The organism is Brevibacterium sp. R8603A2, assembly GCF_023072605.1.
GTDB lineage: Bacteria > Actinomycetota > Actinomycetes > Actinomycetales > Brevibacteriaceae > Brevibacterium > Brevibacterium pityocampae.
The window spans coordinates 79,734-96,442 of the sequence record NZ_JALLGN010000010.1 but is presented as its reverse complement, the minus strand read 5'-3'; the positions used below and the strand labels follow the sequence as shown (position 1 = coordinate 96,442).

Below are 16,709 nucleotides of genomic sequence, written 5' to 3'. Positions count from 1 at the left end.
TCCCCGCTGTGACGCAGAGTTCCGAGGCCGATCCGCCGATTGTGAAACCGGGCCTTGGGTTTGCTACAGTAACGGGGTCTCGGGGCTATAGCTCAGTTGGTAGAGCGTTTCGTTCGCAATGAAAAGGTCAGGGGTTCGATTCCCCTTAGCTCCACCCCTGTGGCCCCTGTCAGCTCGCTGACAGGGGCTTTCCTCTTGCCGCCTCAATGACCCTGGGGAAGGGACCTGATGGCTTCGCCGGCCACCTGCCTGTCGTGCTCGCATCTGCCGATGGGTGGGCCTTCCGACTGAAGGATCCTCTGGCGTCATGCCGCCCACTATGATCCGACGGCCCCCCACCGGGCTCCGGGGCCGGGGCCGTTCCTTGGCTCCCGAGGCTTGAATGTTCCTTTGTGGGCCGTCGTCGGGACCATACCCGTGCCTGTGACTAGAATTGGTGGGTCCGTACCCGACCTTCGAGAGGACTTCAAGTGGAGCTGCAGGAGCGTCAGATTCGTAGGCGGCTGGAGGAAGACTTCGAGCCTCACATCGACCTTTCCGACTATCAGCACCATCCGGAGGACGAACAGGCCAAGGCGCGCACGACCCGCGCCCTGGCGGCATTGACCGTGGCGGCACACGCGATGGTCTCCGTTGAAGATGCATGTGCCTCCGTGGTTGACGAAAGCAGTGACCAAGGAATCGATGCGATCGGAATTTCAGCGGCGCGTCGTGAGGTTTACGTCGTGCAGACCAAGACGTCCTCTGGTGGTCCCAGCCCGACTGAGGTCATGAAGTTCGCGCACGGCATTCGCCGCCTTCTCGACTGGGATTGGGATGCGCTCGGCCCAAAGGCGCGGCGCCGTCGCGGTGAAATTGAGGAGGCGCTGACGGACGCTCGAGTCATCGCCATCTTTAGTTACCTAGGCACGCAAGGGCCGAATGAGGATGCGTCTCGCCTGAGCACTCAGTTGACACAAGAAGTGAATTCGGCCGGCGATATTCTTGAGTTTCACTACGAAGGTCTGCGCGAAAACTACGAGCGTCGGAATATCGCAAGCGGTTTGTCGTCCCCTGACTCTGAACTGACCTTTGACAGGTGGGTCACGATGAGCGACTACAGGTCGGAGATTATGGGCATCGTTCCTGGAGAACAGTTGGCAACGATAACGGACCAGTTCAGCGAACGACTGTTCGACAAGAACATCCGAGCGATCCTTCGTTCAACCGAAACAAATGAAGTCCTCGACGAGACTCTTCGCAACTCTCCGTCAGACTTCTGGTACTACAACAACGGCATCACGATTGTCGCAAACTCGATCGGCTGCTCTCGCACCAATCCGAGGTCCTCTAACGAGACCTTCTCATTGAAGGGCTTGAGTGTGGTCAATGGAGCTCAGACTTGTGGCGCCCTTTCGCGAGCACTTCGTAGCAACTTACCCCTAGACGACGTTCACGTCACCGTCCGTGTCATCTCGACCGCAGGTCACCCTGAGGATTTCGAGAAGCAGGTCACTCGATACACCAATACCCAGAATCAAGTTAGCAACCGCGAGTTTGTAGCCCTGGATCCTTATCAGCAGGAGTTGAGCGACATTCTCTTGGCTGAGGCTATTCAGTACTCATTCCGCACCGGGCAAGCACTTGATGACGAGGAGTACGACTTCGCATTCGACCTCGAGGAGGCCACGCGTGCGCTCAGTTGTTGGTCCGGCGTGGACAACGCGACGCGAGCCAAGCGCGAAATCGGTCGCATGTGGACAGACTTGAACGCTAGTCCGTACCTCGAACTCTTTCCGCGGGATCTAAATGCGGCCACAATGTATAACGCGGTGCGCTTCTGGCGATATTTCCGAGACTCCTATAATGCGTACGGTCGAGAGCGCGAGCATCGCGCGAAGAATATTGTCAAGAACTCTGAGTTCATGGCTACCGCGCTTTTCATGCAGTGGGCCCGGGCCAATGGTGCCGAATTCACGAATATCGATTGGGACGTGGCGACGTTCATCGATGGGTGCGCGGAGCAAGTTCGCGTCTTGTCAGAGTGCGTAGTCGACCGGCATGAACGCGAGAATCCAGGTGGCTTTGCTATGTCATTCTTCAAGAACCAGCAAAAGGTCGAGCATTTTGCTCGTACAGTTCGCACTGATTTTCAGAGCCAACTCGGGGTGTCAGCGAGCAGCGCATAGGCCCGCTGTCGAGCCGACTGGCGTGTGCGGCATGTCCAGCTGCGGACTTGCACTCGTTCGCGCTATGCGTCAGTAGGACTTCCCTCTACGAGGATGGAGCGCGGAAACCGCTGAGAGCGGCCTTTGGCGCAATTCACTCACTCCGTGAGCACCTTTGGTTTGGTGCACGAGTAACCACGCGCGTGCCCCATTCCGCCGCGAGTGACGTACTCTCATGCCGCGAGGTTCAAGCGCGTTTGGAAACCGACCAGTCGTGCCCAACAACGTAGAGGTCGATGCTCAACTCCCTGCGAACCCCCGCGGGCACCCCTTCCGCCGCAGCCGATGCATGCGTGGGCACGACAACGGCAAAGCGAGTGTCGGGGCCGGGACACTCGTCACGCATACGGCGGGGCAGTTGCCCGAGCATCGTGTCCTCGTCCAAGCCGATCGCGACCGTACGTCCCTTCGCTTCTGCGAAAGTGGCTCATCCGATTCTAGGGTGTAGTCGCGGTCTGAAGCCGCCGGTCTCGAGCAGGGACCTGGCGATGTAGTTGGTGAGGTTGCGGAACCCGAGGGCTGAGCCGCGGAGGTGTTCGAGCCGGCCGTTGATCGCCTCCGTAGGCCCGTTGCTGGTGCCGGGGCGGTCGAAGTAGGCCAGCACGTCGGCGGCCCGCTTCTTCAACGTCCGGCCCAGCGTGATGACCTCGATCAGCGCGGCCGGGACGCCGTCGCTGACCGACTCGATCAGCTTGGTCATGAGCTCGCGGCCCTGGCGTCGGTCCTCGTGGCGGTAGGCCGCGATCATCCGCTGATAGATCCCCCAGGTCGCCTCGACCTGCACGTGCTCATCACCGGCGAACAGTGCCCGTAGTCGGCTGGCCTGCTTGTCAGTGAGCAGCCCAGCACCGGTGTGCAGCGTTCGCCGTGCGGAGTAGAGCGGGTCACCCTTGTGGCCGCGGTGACCGTGGATGGCCTGCTGGACCCGGCGTCGACACCGGTCCAACGCGTCGCCGGCCAACCGGACCACGTGGAAGGGATCCATGACCGCGACAGCGTCGGGGAGCTCCTCGGTGGTGGCGGTCTTGAAGCCGCTGAACCCGTCCATCGCGACGACTTCCACGCCGTCACGCCAGGTGTCGCTCCGGGTGGCGAGCCAGGTCTTGAACACCTGCTTCGAGCGACCCTCGACCATGTCTAGGAGCCGTGCCGGGCCGGTGCCATCACGGATCGGGGTGAGGTCGATGATCACGGTGATGTACTTGTCGCCACGCCTGGTGTGGCGCCACACGTGTTCATCGACGCCAACGACTCGGACACCCTCGAACCGTGCCGGGTCGTCGATCAGGACCCGCTTGCCCTCGGCCACGACGGCGTCGTTAGCGGTGTCCCAGGCAACCCCGAGACCCTCGGCGACCCGGGCGACGGTGAGGTGAGCGATCACGATCCCCTCAAGTGCCCACCGCAGCCCGCGACGCGAGAGCTTCGCCCGAGGTTCGGCCGCCCGGGAGGTGTCTTGGCGCCACACGTGCCCGCAGCCAGCGCATCGGTAGCGGCGGATGGTGAGCAGCAGCGTGGTAGGTCGCCAGCCGAGTGGTTCGTGGGCCAGCTGCCTGGTGACCGTGTCCCGCGGGGTTCCTTCGCAGCCGCATCGGCGGCACCACTGGTCGGCTTCGGCGACCCGGCACGCGACGACCGCACGGTCGGACTCGAGGCGTTGGCCGGTGACGACGAGGCCGAGCTCGTCGAGTCGGCAGAAGGTGGTCAGATCTGGGTGGGCGAACGCGCGTGAGCGGTCGCCGGCGGTAGCGTCGGGCACGTCGAGGTCTTTCAGGATGAGCGTGTAGGAGCCTTCATCCTCGGGAGACCTCGACGTCTATCCCGGGACCGCCACGCCAACGCCTGCTACACCCACAACCGGGATGAGCCCCTATGGCGCTTCACAACCGTGGTACACGAGAGCACGCATGGTGCGGCTCCTTCGGTGGGTGGGCTGCCGGCCGGGGGCCGGGTTCGGTGCGGGTCGGTCTCAGAAGGCGCTGGCGGCGGCTTCGGCGACGGCCTGGTCTTGGTCACCGGTTCCTCCGCTGACGCCGACGGCGCCGACGACCTGGCCGTCGCGCTCGAGCGGGATGCCACCGGCGAAGATCATCACCCGACCGTCGTTGGAGGCGTGGATGCCGTAGAACTGCTCACCGGGTTGGGCGAGGTCGCCGAGGTCTTTGGTGGCTGTGTCGAACGCGCGGGCCGTGAAGGCTTTGTTGATCGAGATGTCGATGCTGCCCAGCCACGCTCCGTCCATCCGTACGTGAGCGACGAGATTGCCGCCGGCATCGACGACGGCGATGTTACTGGGCTGACCCTGCGTGCTGGATTCAGCTTCTGCTGCCGCGATGACACGTTTGGCGTCGTCCAACGACAATGTAGGAATTGATAGCATCAATTGCTCCTTCGAATGTGGCGTGCGCTTTGTGGCTCGAGCCGCTCCAGAGCCGCCCGTTGGTTTGCCTGTTGAGTTTGTGACCGACAGCGCTCGTGTTGTGGTTCGCGTTGCGAACGTGCGTGAGCGGACTACGGGAGCTTGGACGCGAGGACGTCGGCCGGCAGGATCTCGGGTGCTGCGCCGAGGAGCTGCTGGTTGGCCATCAGGGCTGCGACGATGGCGCCGTTGGCGTGGGCGTCGCGAGCCGCCTCGTCGGGGAATGCATCGAAGATCCAGAAGGTGTCGGCGTGGGTCCTGACCGCGAACCAGACAATCGTTCCTACTTCTTCGTTGGCGAGAGCGACAGCGCCGGCGAGCAGATCGGCGAGCGCGTCGTGCTGTCCATCGGCCGCGACGATCTTGGCGACGAAGGCATACGGAAGTGATGCGGGTGTGGACATGAGGGACTCTCCTTGAAGTCGGGGTTCTTCGTGGGACGAGTTCAGCGTATGACGAGCGAGGGCCGGTGGGGAGTGGCGTATACGGCAGTATTGCTATTGTTTACGTCATGCGTATCGGACTGATCGCGATCGACGGCTGCTTCGGTTCGGCTATCGCGTCGATCATCGACATCGTGCGGGTGGCCGACGGAGCCCGCGGCGATGTCGACCCGCGGATCGACCCGATCGAACTCGCCATCCTCGGACCGAAACGGCGAGTGACCACGACGGCATCGATGACCCTGTCGGTGGACCACCCGCTGTCGGAGTCCGCAGAGTTCGACGTGGTCGTCGTCCCTGCGCTTGGAACCCTCACGGCCGCCGCTACCAACGACGCCCTCCAGAGCCGAGATGCTCGTTCGGTCATCGCCTCGCTCGGGCGCCTCGACGAGGCGACCACCCGGATCGCTGCGGCGTGCACCGGCGTGTTCGCTGTCGCCGAGACCGGACGGATGCATCATCGGCGGGCGACGACCAGCTGGTTCCTGGGGCCGGAGTTCCTGAAGCGCTATCCGACCGTCGCCCTCGATCTCGACACCATGGTCGTGGTCGACGGGAACCTCGTCACCGCCGGCGCCGCGTTCGCCCACATCGACCTCGCGCTCTCACTCGTGCGATCGATCAGCCCCGACCTGGCCCAACAAGTCGCCAAGCTCCTCATCATCGACGAGCGCCCGTCGCAGGCGGCCTTCGTCGCCTACGAACATCTCCGGCATGAGGACCCGATCGTCGTCGAGTTCGAACGCTTCGTGCGCGCCCGCCTGGACGAACCGTTCAACGTCGCCTTCGTCGCGCAGTCGCTCGGCACCAGCCGGCGCACCCTCGAACGACGAGTCCGTGCGGCGCTCAACCTCACTCCGCTCGGCTTCGTCCAACGGCTTCGCATCGAACGAGCTCGGCACCTCTCAGCAACCACGGACCTCACCTCCGCCGAGATCGCGCTACGGGTCGGCTACGCGAACGCCGAGACTCTGCGCTCCCTCCTGCGCAGGGAGCGACGCCGTTCCTGACCTATCGCCATGCCTGCAGCCGGTGCGCTAGTTGTAGTTCCCCGACACGTTGTGAACGCGAGCCGCAGGGACCGCCCCGCCGATTCCCGAGTGGGGGCGGTGATGGTTGTAGTGGTGCAGCCAGCGTGGGTAGTCCACCGCGCGAGCTTCGTCGGAGTCGTAGGCGGCCGCGTAGGCCCACTCAGCCGCGAGTGTCCGATTGAATCGCTCGACCTTTCCGTTTGTCTGTGGCCGGTATGGACGGGTGCGGCGATGCTTGATCTCGCCAAGCGCCGTCGCGAAAGCACTTGACCGGTAGCAGGAGCCGTTATCTGTCATCACCGCTGTGACCTGGATGCCCGCGTGCTCGAAGAACGCTCGAGCCCGCTGCCAGAACGCTGCGGCTGTTTCTTTGCGCTCATCGCTGAGGATCTCGGAATAGGCCAGCCGCGAATGGTCATCGACGGCATGGTGGAGGTAGGCATAGCCCCGTCCCTGCTTCTTGTTGTTCCGCGCGCCGGCCTTTCGGCCGAGCACGCGATGGCCTCCGCCGTCAGGGATGCGTCCGAGCTTCTTGATGTCGATGTGGACGAGTTCACCGGGAGCTGACTTCTCGTAGCGAATTGGCTTCGCCGCGCGGACTGGGAGGCCGGTGGCTTGGTCGAGGTGCGCCAACAGCGGCATCCGATAACGGTTCAGCACCCGTCCGACTGTGGAGCGCGGGATACCAAGGTGGTAGCCGATTCGATGTGGACCCCAGCGCCTGTTGGCACGAAGCGAGATGATCCGTCGTTCCGTATGTGTGTCTGCGCGTTGAGGCATCCTTTGCGGGCGTGAGCTGAGATCGGTGAGCGGCAGGCCGGCTCGGTGACGCCGCACCCATTTCGAGACCGTCGCAGGTGAGCATTGGAACCGGTCGGCAACTCGCCGGAGTGGCCATCCGTGTTCGACGACCAGGGCGACGAGCCGTCGCCTACCTTCGGGCCTGGGGGGTGCGTTCGCGTGTGTCACACCGAGTCCGATTCGACCCGTTCGAGGAGCCGTCGAAGTGTTCCGAGGCTGCGCGTGGTTGCCGAAGCATTGACGAGGGATTCCACGAACCTGTTCACATCTCCCGCCTTCGAGCCGGGTTTCCAGCAGAAGCTGACCGCGACCCCGGCTTCAAGCTCGCGCAATTCGACGAGGCGGTCGCGGCTTTGCATCGGGATCTGGACCTGCGGGACCGAGGGGACATCGAAGAACGAGACCATGGTGCGGTAAACGCCGCGATCTCGGTCCGGTTCCGCGGCGTGCTCGATGGCCTGGTGGATCTCCGCGCTCGTGCGGATGACGACGGGCTGGGTGTAGCCGGCGGCACGTAGTCGATCAATTCCCCGCGGCAGGAGCGTGCGTGCGGAAGGCCCAGTAAGGAGGACTGTTCCGTTCGTCTGGAAGATGCTGGCCGATTGAGGTCCGCCGAATATCGTGAGTAGCTCTTCGCCTGTGGGGCTGCCAGGGTGGCCGAGATTCATGTTTCGGAAGAGGGCGACGGTAGTCACGGTGTCGCCAGTTCTTCGATCACTGCGGCGGTGAGGGCTGGATCGGTGATCATCGGCCAGTGTCCAGTGGCAAGGGTCCGGAAGGCCCATCCACGCGTCGTGTCGGCGATGTCTGCAACGGGTGGAGTGGTGCGGACGCACCGAACGTAGTCGAGGTGAGTCTTCTCGGGGTCAATCTCTCGCGTGATTGCCGGTTGCGCATACGTTCGGATTGGTTGGGCGGCAATGTGCGCGCTCATCCACTCCCAGTCATCTCGACTGATCCCATGTCCCGGGTGGATTTGGTCGAGCTGCTCCAGCGTGAAGAACGGAATGGCGCTCTCCACTGCGAGTGACGACATGAATGCCTTGGTCTGGGGCCCCATGACGTCGAACCACGAACGATTCGGGGCGGGCAGCGCAGCATCGAGAAAGATGGCTCTTCGGACAATGCGGGGGTTCCGCTCGAGTGCCGCTGCGGCCACGTAGCCAGCAAACGAGTGAGCCACGAGCACGGTGTTGTCGAGGTTCGACGCCTCGAGCGCGCCGAGAAGGTCCTCGGCCCAGTCCGAGAGTGTGACCTCTGTTGCCGAAGTGGGGTCGTCGCCAGTGGATCTCAGTTGGGGTAGGACGACATCAAATCCGCGCGCCTCCAAGAGTGGTGTGACGCGTTCCCAGGCCCACGGGCCCAGGCCGCTGCCTCCTAGTAGAACTACGGTCGTTGAGGACGTCATGCCACGGTCTCCATTCGGTTCACGAAGTCGGAAAGGTCTGAGATGAAGCTGTCGGTGGCGTCGAGGGCCGCGACGTGACCGCCGTCGGCATGCTCGTACCAAGCGATCAGATGGTTCTCTCGCATAGAGACCTCACGGCAAGCGAAATCGCCGGTTCCGAACACGCTCACTGCGGTCGGAACCGCCGAGGGTGGAGCGGCGGGAACATCCCTGTTCTCGGAGTAGATGCGCATGCTGCTCCCGATTGAACCCGCAGCCCAATAGAAGGTCGCGTTCGCAAGAATGAAGTCTTCGCCAAGCCCGAAGTCTGGACCGAGGCTTGCCTGCCACAGCTGATACTTGTCGAGTTGCCACGCGAGCAATCCCGCGGGCGAGTCGCCCAGGCCGACGGCCAGGAAATCGGGACGATGCGACTGAAAGTGGAGATAGCCCCTGCCTTTGTCGGCGAAGGCACCGAGGCGTCGCCAGGAGTCACCGCATGCGGGACCGTCGGCCATGAATCCTTGTAGCCCCGCACTGACGTGCACCCCGACTACGCGATCAGGGAAACTGACCGCAATCTGCCGGGCGACGACTGAGCCCCAATCCTGGCCGTGGACGATAAACCGAGAATGCCCGAGCAGCATCATCGCGTCCGCGAGTACCCCGGCAATGGCGGCGATCGCCATGCCGTCCTTGGGAGCCGGAGCGGTGCCGAACCCGGGAAGGATCGCCAAAACGACCTCCGACGCCATCTGCCTCACCGGCCCGATTGCGCGATGGAACGCGAGGAAGGACGTGGGCCATCCATGGATTAGCAAGATAGGCATCTTCCCGTGGCCGACGAATCGAATCACATGCGCTTCTCCGTGACTCGTCGGGATGAGCAGGGACTGGCCATCCGATGGACCCGGTTCTTGCTCAAGCCATCGCGCCCACGCATCGACGAAACGGAGGGTCAATGCCGCTGCTGCGTCGTCGGACCCTGCAGGAAGCCACCGAGTGTTTTCCAATCGATCCGTGAGGTCGGACGCGGTGTGAGCCAGCTCGGGCATCACTGTCGAGAGAAGTTGGTAACATGTTGTCACTCCGCAACTCTAAGAAAGGTGACAACAAATTGTCAACTGTGGAAGAGGTGGACGATGTGATTCACGCGCTTGTCTACGTGAACAAGCTTCTGCGCGACGCCGGCGAGAAAGCGGCCGCCGCTGCCGGACAGACGCACGCGCGCCGAATGGTGCTCCAGAGCGCGGGCGATGGCACCACGGTCGCCGACATCGCGCGAGCGCTCGGCCTCCAGCGCCAGGGTGTGCAACGAATTGCTGACGAACTCGTGGCCGACGGTCTCGGGCGCTACGGGAACAACCCGCGCCACAAAAAGTCCAGACTGTTCGCAGTAACACCGTCCGGACAATCGACGCTCGCGGCGGTCCACGAAGAGCACGCCGCCTGGCTCACCGAGCTCAATGAGGCGGCACCTGACATGGACTGGGCCTCACTCCACCTAACCCTCGATCGCCTCACGGCGGCGCTTCAGACCAGCAACCACCAGCCTGCCCGAGCTTGACCTGCGGCCTCTCGTGCCGATTGCTGTTCACAACGTGTCGGGGAACTACAGCTAGTGCTCGACTGGAACCACCTCTCAGCACGTCGCGTCGACGCTCCTGCGTCGGCCCCTGGACGACCCACTCGACACGCCCGCAGCACAGGCCATGTGACGTGCCCCGGCTTCCCGGACGGTCGGGGTCGGGTGGCTGTGATGTGTCGCTGCGTTCTCGTCGAGGGGGTCAGCAGACTCGATCAGGGTTGATTGGGATGAGACGCGAAGGCGCTCAGGTCAAGGCGGCCGAAGCCGGCCGGCGGGGTAGCGTCGGACACGTCGAGGTCTTTCGGATGGATGGCGTAGGAACCTCCATCGTCGGGAGACCCCGACGTCTACCTGCGGACCGACGCGCCCGGCCGACCTACACCCTCATCTGGGAAGAGCCGCGAAAGTTCGTTGACCGTCCTTCTGCGCAACCGCGTCAACGAAGCCGATCTCGCGCTCGGTGACCCACTCCTGTTCGTCTAGGAACGCGCAGAAGGCTTGGATGACCCGCTCCTCGTTGCCCCTCATTGGAACAACCTTGGGACGTTGAACGTACGGATCTGCCGCGATGAGGGTAAGACCTGGACCATTCATTGGCCCGTTGGTCTTGTCTGAGTCATGCGGCGGGCTGAATCAGCATCAGGTGGTGCCCGAAGGCACGGAGTTCGACACGTGCCCCTTAGCTCCACTCGAGAAACCGTGAGACAGTGACTCGTCGATGAAGGCCCAGCCGGGATGCCGGCCGGGCCTTCGTCGCGCGCGGGGCAGATTCAGCAACGAACTCCGATGACTGGGCCGGGTGCAGAGGTCGTGCCGATGGTGTGACTTCCGTGTGTTCGACTCCACTGAGGCCGCCCTCGACGCGCTGCGATAAGTTGTGACTATCGCTCTGAGGTGGCGGGGGCCAGTACGATCGATGCACGGTAGGTCAACGCGAAGCCCGGCGGCTGAGCGACCCCGACCCTGTGCCCGCCCGAGTGTGTCCCCGACAGGAGTGCTGACGTGTCCACGCTCGACCTGTTGCTCGTGGTGGTCGGCGCCCTCGGCGTCGTCATCGTGGCCATCTCGGCCCGGCTCCACCAGTGGCCTGTCTCGGAGCCCCTCATTGCGATCGTGGCGGGTGTGCTGCTCGGCCCGGCCGTCACCGGGATCCTCGAACTGCCCGAGCTCACCGCCGAGCCCTCCCTCCTGCAGCACGGCGCGGAGGTTCTCCTGGCGGTGTCCGTGATGGGCGTGGCATTGCGCTACCCCTTCGCGGCCCTGCGGCGGAACTGGAGGTCGCTCGCCCTCCTCATCGGGGTGGTGATGCCCGCAATGGCGCTGGTCTCCACCGGGCTGGCGATGTGGCTGCTCGGCACCTCCTTCGCGCTCGCCCTGCTGCTCGGCGCGGCCGTCTGCCCTACCGACCCGGTGCTCGCGTCCAGCGCGGTGACCGGCCTGGACGCCGAGGAGGACCTCCCGAAGCGCGATCGCCAGATCCTCTCCCTCGAGTCCGGCGCCAACGATGGCCTCGCCATGCCGCTTGTCCTGCTCGCGCTCGCTGTGGCGGGGCCGCTCTCCGCGGGACAGGCCGTGCTGGAATCTGGGTGGCAGGTGCTCGGCGCGCTCGTCGTGGGTGTGGTGGGCGGCGTGGTCGCGGCGAAGGCCCTGCACCTGGCGCAGCGCCACAAGACCACCGAACAGGGCCCGATGCTGCTCTACACGATCCTCCTGGCGCTGCTGGTCCTCGGCGTCTGCGGCCTCGCAAACCTCAACGGCGTCTTCGGGGCCTTCTGCGCCGGGTTGGCGTTCAACCTGGTGAGCACCGGCGCCGAGCGCGAGACTGAGGTGCAGATCGATGAGGCTGTCAACCAGTTCGCCGTCCTGCCCTTCTTCGTCGCCCTGGGCGCCATGCTCCCCTGGGCCGAGTGGAGGGCGCTCGGGTGGACGGGCGTGGCGCTCGCGGTTGCGGTGCTCGTCCTGCGCCGCCTGCCGCTGATCCTCGGCCTGGCCCGCCCCCTGGGGATGCCGCTGCACAGCGCGGCGTTCCTCGGTTGGTTCGGGCCCGTCGGCGTGGCCGCGATCTTCTACCTCACGATGGAGGTCGAGTACGGCAGCGTCCACCCGGAGATCCTCGCCGCCGGCACACTCATCGTCGTCGCGAGCACCCTCGCCCACGGGATCTCGTCGGCACCCGGGCGCGCGTGGTTCCGGAAGGTGGAGCGGGCGCGCGCCGACTGACGACCACAGGGCAGTCCGGGGGCGCATATGGCATCCGGGAGCTGGAGTCGGGCCGCATCCGGCCCGAGTGGTCCGTCCTGGCGATCGACGAGTCCGGCGCAGTCATCGAGCGGCGATGGTGGACGAGCGCCGACCTCGTCACGAAACTCTTGGCGATGCTTGTTGCAGCTGCCGCGTTCAGGTTCGTCAGGCGACCTTCGAGCTGTAGCGCTGTCGGGCGGCTTCGCCGGAAGTGCCGACGAAGGAACCGATGGTGGACCAGGGCATGCCGGCCTCTCGGGCGGTGCGGACAGCATCGACCATGTGGCGTTCGGCTTCAGAGCGTTCGGCGACGGCAGCGCGGAGCAGCGCGACTGCGTCGGCGTCGAGTTCGGCGGCGGGGTTGGGCTCGTAGTCCTCGAACCGGGTGGCCAGCTCCTCGGCGTGGGCCAGGATCTCCTCGACCGTGCGTGGCATATTCATCACCTCAGGAACTTCTCGCGGGCAACCATGGCGTGGACGATGACGTGGATCTGCTCGCTATCGACGTAGCCGACCTCCAGAAGGATCGCCGCCCGGTTGGGGCCGACGATCCTGGTGAACCCGTCACCCAGATCCCAGATTCGGACGGGGTTTCGGTAGGCGTGGAGAATGTCGGTTTCTTCCAGTCCGTGCTTGAGTGCGGACGGAGCGATGAGCGGTTCATCCGGCACCCTTCCAAGATAACTTGCAGAAGCGGCGTGGTCAACAGTCTTTCACGTATCCGCGCGCAGAGCTGGACGGCAGGACTCGCGCCGAGTGATCCGCGACGCCCGGCGTCGGCGTGCGAGTACATCCCTCGGCTCTGGAGTACGGGATCGATGCTGGATGCTCGTCCTACTCCCGTAGTGGGTGAGCTGTCGGCTACCGCACGAGCAGCTGCCGGCGGGCGAGGTCGCGGTAGAGGTCGCTCGTCTCGAGGAGCTCGGCATGGGTGCCGGTGGCGGTGACCCGGCCGTCGTCGAGCACGACGATCTGATCCGCGTCCGCGACGGTGGCGAGGCGATGCGCGATGATCACGACCGTGCGTCCGATCGATGCGGACTCGATGGCGCTGCGCATCGCGGATTCGTTCCGGGCGTCGAGGCTCGCGGTCGGCTCGTCGAGCAGGAGCAGGGGAGTGTCGGCGATGAGCGCGCGGGCGATCGACAGCCGCTGGCGCTCCCCGCCGGACAGACCCGCCCCGTCATCGCCCACGACCGCATCGAGGCCCAGCGGGTGCTGGTCGATGCGGTCGAGCAGGTTGACCTCGGCGAGCACCCGCCGGCACCGGGCCTCGTCCGCCTCGGGGGCGGCGAGGAGGAGGTTGTCCCGGATGGTCCCGGCCAGCACCGGCGCATCCTGCTCGACGTAGCCGATCCTGGCGCGGAGCTCTGCGCGCGGCATGTCGCGGATGTCCGTCCCGTCGACGGAGATCGACCCGTCGGCCGGATCATAGAAGCGCTCGATGAGCGCCAGGGCCGTCGACTTCCCCGCCCCGGACGGCCCGACGAGGGCAGTCGTCGAACCGTGGGGGACTGCGAAGCTCGCCTCTCGGAGAACGGGCTCCCCGTCCCGGTAGGCGAACGAGACGCGGTCGAACTCGACCTGATTGACAGAGGCTGGCTGCGCGATTCTGTCCGCCGACCGCAACGCTGGGGCATCGTCGTCGCTCTCGGAAGGGAGATCGAGCACCTCCTCGATGCGGGAGAGAGCGCCGAGCGCGGTCCGCACGGTGATGACCGCCCCGAACGCGGTGCCCAGCGGCATGAGCATCATGAACAGGAAGAGGATGAAGGTGACGAGATCCGCCACCGACAGGGTGCCCGAGGCGACGCGGTAGCCGCCGACGCCGAGCACCGCGAGGAACGCCCCCTGGATAGCGAGGCCGCTCACCGGCCACAGCAGGGCGCTGATCCGCACGATCCGCACCCCGAGGCGATATGCGGCCCCCGCATCGGCGACCAGAGCGGCCTCCTCCCGCGCCGTGGCGCCGGAGGCGCGGATCGTGCGCACCCCGGAGATGGCCCGCTCCACCCCGGAGGAGACCCGGCCCAGCGCTTCCTGGGACTCCAGGGTGAGTGCCTGGATACGCGAGCTCACCAGCGTCACGCAGAGGACGGCAACGAGAACGACGGCGGCCGTGATGCCGAGCAGGGTCAGGTCGAGCAGAGCCATGGCGATGAGCGCGCCGACGAAGACGAGCGCACCGCTCACCGCCTCGATCAGACCGCCGGTGAGCGCCTCGCGCACCATGGTCGTGTCCGAGCCGACGCGGGAGACGAGGTCTCCGGTCCGGCGGGTGTCGTACTCCTTCACCGGCAGCCTGAGCAGACGGCCGAGCAGGCGCCGCCGGGCGCTGAACACGACTCCCTCGGCGGTCCGCCCCAGCAGGTACTGCTGCACGGCTTCGGTGATTCCTGCGGCGACGACGAGGGCGACGAGGATGATGACCGTGCCGCCGATCGCCGTACCCGCGCCCACGCCGTCGATGACCCGGTTGACCATGACCGGCTGAGCGAGGCTGAGTCCGGCACTGACCAGGGAGATGACGAGGACGACGATGAGTACGCCGCGGTGCTCGGCGAGGTAGGAGAAGAGGTCCCGCAGTCGTGCGGGCGGGGGAGAGGTCTGGTCGTCCGTCACGTCTGTTCCACCTTCTGGTCATTCATCGCCAGCGCCTCATGAGTGGCGCTGAGAACGGTCGACTGTAGATGCGCAACCGCCGCTCCTCGATCTACTCGTCCTCGACCCGCTGGCGCAGCGTCGCTGCACCCGCGCCGTCGAGCCGGTCGAGGTGGCTCGGGCGCACCGCCATCGCCATGACGAGCGACAGCAGCGGGCCCACGACCTCGGGTCCGGTGCCATGGGTGAACGGGGTATCGCTCGCGCGCAGGCGCAGACCTTCGACCATGGCGTGGCTCGGCACGGCGAAGTCCTTGGCCGCGTAGAACTCCGCGACCGCCGTGAGCGCCTCGGCCGAAGGCGTCGTCGTCAGCCCGAGGGGTTCGCGGATGTCCTGCGCATGGACGACGACCTCCCCGAGGAAGGCCGTGATGTCCGAGGTCGGCGCGATCCGCGCGTCGATGACGGCCCGGAACGCCTCGAGGGTCTGCTGCGGGGTGGCGCCGAGGTGCTCGGCCAGCCGGCGCTCGTTGTGCATCGCCGGCCGGAAGCGGGCCGCCGCCATGCTCCGCAACCACCCGAAGCGGGTCGTCGTGGCGGCCGCCGTGAGGTGGGCGACGACATTCTCCACGTCCCACTCACCGCACAGGCTGGGACTGCGCCACTGCTCGTCGGTGAGACCTTGGAGGTCGCTGAGCAGGGCGGCGCGCTCGGCGCGGACGAGGGTCCAGAGGGCATCGGTCTCACGTCGCGTCATGGGGCGAGCATAGCCGGGGTCGAGCGCCGGCAGGAGAGGATCCGACGTGACGTCGCGCCCCGGTTTCATCGGGTCGCGCCGACCGGATCCCGCGTCGGGGCCGCACCCGTGCCCGGCCCGTCCGCCACCGCGCCCGAGGCGGGCTGCCGTGCATCGCGGAGCAGGCACCCGGTGAGCAGGCAGCTGAGTCCGCGGGGGTCGACGGCGACGGCGAGGAGGGCGGCTGCACCCAGCGGCAGGACGAGGAGCGCGGACGGGAACCCGCAGAACAGGGCCGTGACCATCGCGCCGTGCACCGTGAGCGCGCGGGCGAGGAGCCGCACCCGCGATCCGTTCTTCGCCACGGGGGCGAGGTAGACGGTGCGCTGACCGAGCGAGGCACCGGTGCCGATGACTGCCGGCACGACGATCACGCCGAGTGCGGCGATCCACGCGCCGGTGACGATGGTCCGCTCGAGCGCGAGGTACTGCTCCGGGCTGAGAGCACCGTCGGGACCGCTCTGGGCGAGGGTGAAGAGCGTCGACCCGGCGGTTCCCCCGAGCACCGCGGCGAGTACGAGGAACCAGCAGTCGAGGACCATGCCGAGCCCCCGGCGGCCGCGGGTCACCGGACGCGCCCGCTCCCGGTGGGCGAACAGGTGCGCCTTGGTGGACAGGAGCCGCGGGGTGATCGCCGCGAGGCCGAGCCCGGCGACCGCGCCGGTGGTGTTGGTGAGGAGGTCGGTGGTGTCGGCGAACCGGTACGCGCACGGCGCCAGGCCCCAGTTGCCGGTGAGCTGGGTGAGCTCGATGAGGAGCGAGGTGCCCAGCGCCGCGGCGAGGACGGTGCCGCGCGGCCACTCCATGACGCGGCGCACGATCAGCCCGAACGGGACGAACAGCACGATGTTGAGCACGAACTCCCACACGAGCCCATCGCCGATGACCGCCCGCGGCCCCTGGGACCGGACGAGCTCGACGAGCTCGCGGGGGAACCGCAGCGGGTCGAGCAGCGGCCGCGTGCCGTGGGCTGCGCAGTAGCCGTCGGTGAACTCCGGCAGCGGGAACACGGTGAACGCGACGATGGCGGTGGCGTAGACGAACCCGGCGGTGGTCCACAGCATCCGCAGCGCATCGAAGCGGCCGTAGCGGCGGTACTGCCACACGAGCAGCGGCAGGAACAGCAGTGCTGAGACGATGAGGCCGACGAGGATCGACCCGAAGAACTGCGCGGTCATGGCGACTCCTCTCTCCC

Annotated in this window: 16 protein-coding genes and 1 tRNA gene; 5 read left to right on the top strand and 12 right to left on the bottom strand. The window is 65.9% G+C overall.

From position 1 onward, the window contains the following. The first annotated feature begins 81 nt into the window (after positions 1-81). Together MTQ12_RS11230 and MTQ12_RS11225 are read left to right on the top strand one after the other, a co-directional pair. Positions 82-154, top strand: a tRNA-Ala gene (locus MTQ12_RS11230). Positions 155-470: 316 nt separating this feature from the next. Further along, the gene (locus MTQ12_RS11225) at positions 471-2,168 is read left to right on the top strand and encodes an AIPR family protein (protein WP_247618684.1); all 1,698 of its coding nucleotides are present in this window, start codon (positions 471-473) and stop codon (positions 2,166-2,168) included. 466 nt (positions 2,169-2,634) lie between these two features. On the opposite strand, the gene MTQ12_RS11220 is transcribed toward MTQ12_RS11225, so the two are convergent. The 3 genes from MTQ12_RS11220 to MTQ12_RS11210 all read right to left on the bottom strand — a co-directional run bounded on the left by MTQ12_RS11220 (position 2,635) and on the right by MTQ12_RS11210 (position 5,030). After that, the gene (locus MTQ12_RS11220; RefSeq protein WP_247618683.1) at positions 2,635-3,966 is read right to left on the bottom strand and encodes an ISL3 family transposase; all 1,332 of its coding nucleotides are present in this window, start codon (positions 3,964-3,966) and stop codon (positions 2,635-2,637) included. A 210-nt stretch (positions 3,967-4,176) separates the two neighbouring features. Then, positions 4,177-4,563: a heme-binding protein gene (locus MTQ12_RS11215; protein ID WP_247089895.1), complete on the bottom strand. Its 387-nt coding sequence runs from the start codon at positions 4,561-4,563 to the stop codon at positions 4,177-4,179. A gap of 155 nt (positions 4,564-4,718) precedes the next feature. Continuing rightward, complete coding sequence (locus MTQ12_RS11210) at positions 4,719-5,030, bottom strand: antibiotic biosynthesis monooxygenase (protein WP_247618682.1); 312 nt, start codon at positions 5,028-5,030, stop codon at positions 4,719-4,721. Between the two features lie 107 nt (positions 5,031-5,137). Between MTQ12_RS11210 and MTQ12_RS11205 the strand changes: the two genes are divergently transcribed. Continuing rightward, complete coding sequence (locus tag MTQ12_RS11205) at positions 5,138-6,079, top strand: helix-turn-helix domain-containing protein (protein WP_247618681.1); 942 nt, start codon at positions 5,138-5,140, stop codon at positions 6,077-6,079. A 27-nt stretch (positions 6,080-6,106) separates the two neighbouring features. Here MTQ12_RS11205 and MTQ12_RS11200 read toward each other — a convergent pair whose 3' ends face one another. From MTQ12_RS11200 to MTQ12_RS11185, 4 genes are read right to left on the bottom strand one after another with little or no spacing between them, the layout of a single operon-like run. Beyond that, positions 6,107-7,069, bottom strand: coding sequence for an IS481 family transposase (locus MTQ12_RS11200; RefSeq protein ID WP_247618680.1), 963 nt, complete (start codon positions 7,067-7,069; stop codon positions 6,107-6,109). Continuing rightward, entirely contained in the window at positions 7,066-7,596 is a 531-nt protein-coding gene (locus MTQ12_RS11195; RefSeq protein ID WP_247618679.1) for a DUF1697 domain-containing protein, read from the bottom strand. The genes MTQ12_RS11200 and MTQ12_RS11195 overlap by 4 nt, the downstream gene beginning before the upstream one ends. Continuing rightward, positions 7,593-8,309, bottom strand: coding sequence for an alpha/beta hydrolase (locus MTQ12_RS11190; RefSeq protein ID WP_247618678.1), 717 nt, complete (start codon positions 8,307-8,309; stop codon positions 7,593-7,595). The genes MTQ12_RS11195 and MTQ12_RS11190 overlap by 4 nt, the downstream gene beginning before the upstream one ends. Next, positions 8,306-9,118: an alpha/beta hydrolase gene (locus tag MTQ12_RS11185; RefSeq protein WP_247618707.1), complete on the bottom strand. Its 813-nt coding sequence runs from the start codon at positions 9,116-9,118 to the stop codon at positions 8,306-8,308. The genes MTQ12_RS11190 and MTQ12_RS11185 overlap by 4 nt, the downstream gene beginning before the upstream one ends. Before the next feature lie 296 nt (positions 9,119-9,414). On the opposite strand from MTQ12_RS11185, the gene MTQ12_RS11180 reads away from it, so the two are divergent. Beyond that, on the top strand, positions 9,415-9,855 hold the full coding sequence (locus MTQ12_RS11180) for a MarR family transcriptional regulator (protein WP_247618677.1): 441 nt from the start codon (positions 9,415-9,417) through the stop codon (positions 9,853-9,855). A gap of 1,023 nt (positions 9,856-10,878) precedes the next feature. Then, positions 10,879-12,096 carry a cation:proton antiporter gene (locus MTQ12_RS11175; RefSeq protein ID WP_247618676.1) on the top strand — a complete coding sequence of 406 codons (1,218 nt, stop codon included), beginning with the start codon at positions 10,879-10,881 and terminating at the stop codon, positions 12,094-12,096. Between the two features lie 186 nt (positions 12,097-12,282). Here MTQ12_RS11175 and MTQ12_RS11170 read toward each other — a convergent pair whose 3' ends face one another. From MTQ12_RS11170 to MTQ12_RS11150, 5 genes are all read right to left on the bottom strand, one after another. Beyond that, a complete protein-coding gene (locus MTQ12_RS11170) occupies positions 12,283-12,552 on the bottom strand; it encodes a hypothetical protein (protein ID WP_247618675.1) in 270 nt (89 codons plus the stop codon). Between the two features lie 5 nt (positions 12,553-12,557). Further along, the gene (locus MTQ12_RS11165) at positions 12,558-12,788 is read right to left on the bottom strand and encodes a hypothetical protein (RefSeq protein ID WP_247618674.1); all 231 of its coding nucleotides are present in this window, start codon (positions 12,786-12,788) and stop codon (positions 12,558-12,560) included. 190 nt (positions 12,789-12,978) lie between these two features. Continuing rightward, positions 12,979-14,739, bottom strand: a complete 1,761-nt coding sequence (locus MTQ12_RS11160; protein ID WP_247618673.1) for an ABC transporter ATP-binding protein — start codon at positions 14,737-14,739, stop codon at positions 12,979-12,981. 91 nt (positions 14,740-14,830) lie between these two features. Further along, entirely contained in the window at positions 14,831-15,475 is a 645-nt protein-coding gene (locus MTQ12_RS11155) for a maleylpyruvate isomerase family mycothiol-dependent enzyme (RefSeq protein ID WP_137319521.1), read from the bottom strand. 65 nt (positions 15,476-15,540) lie between these two features. Beyond that, complete coding sequence (locus tag MTQ12_RS11150) at positions 15,541-16,692, bottom strand: VanZ family protein (protein WP_137319522.1); 1,152 nt, start codon at positions 16,690-16,692, stop codon at positions 15,541-15,543. Positions 16,693-16,709 lie beyond the last annotated feature (17 nt).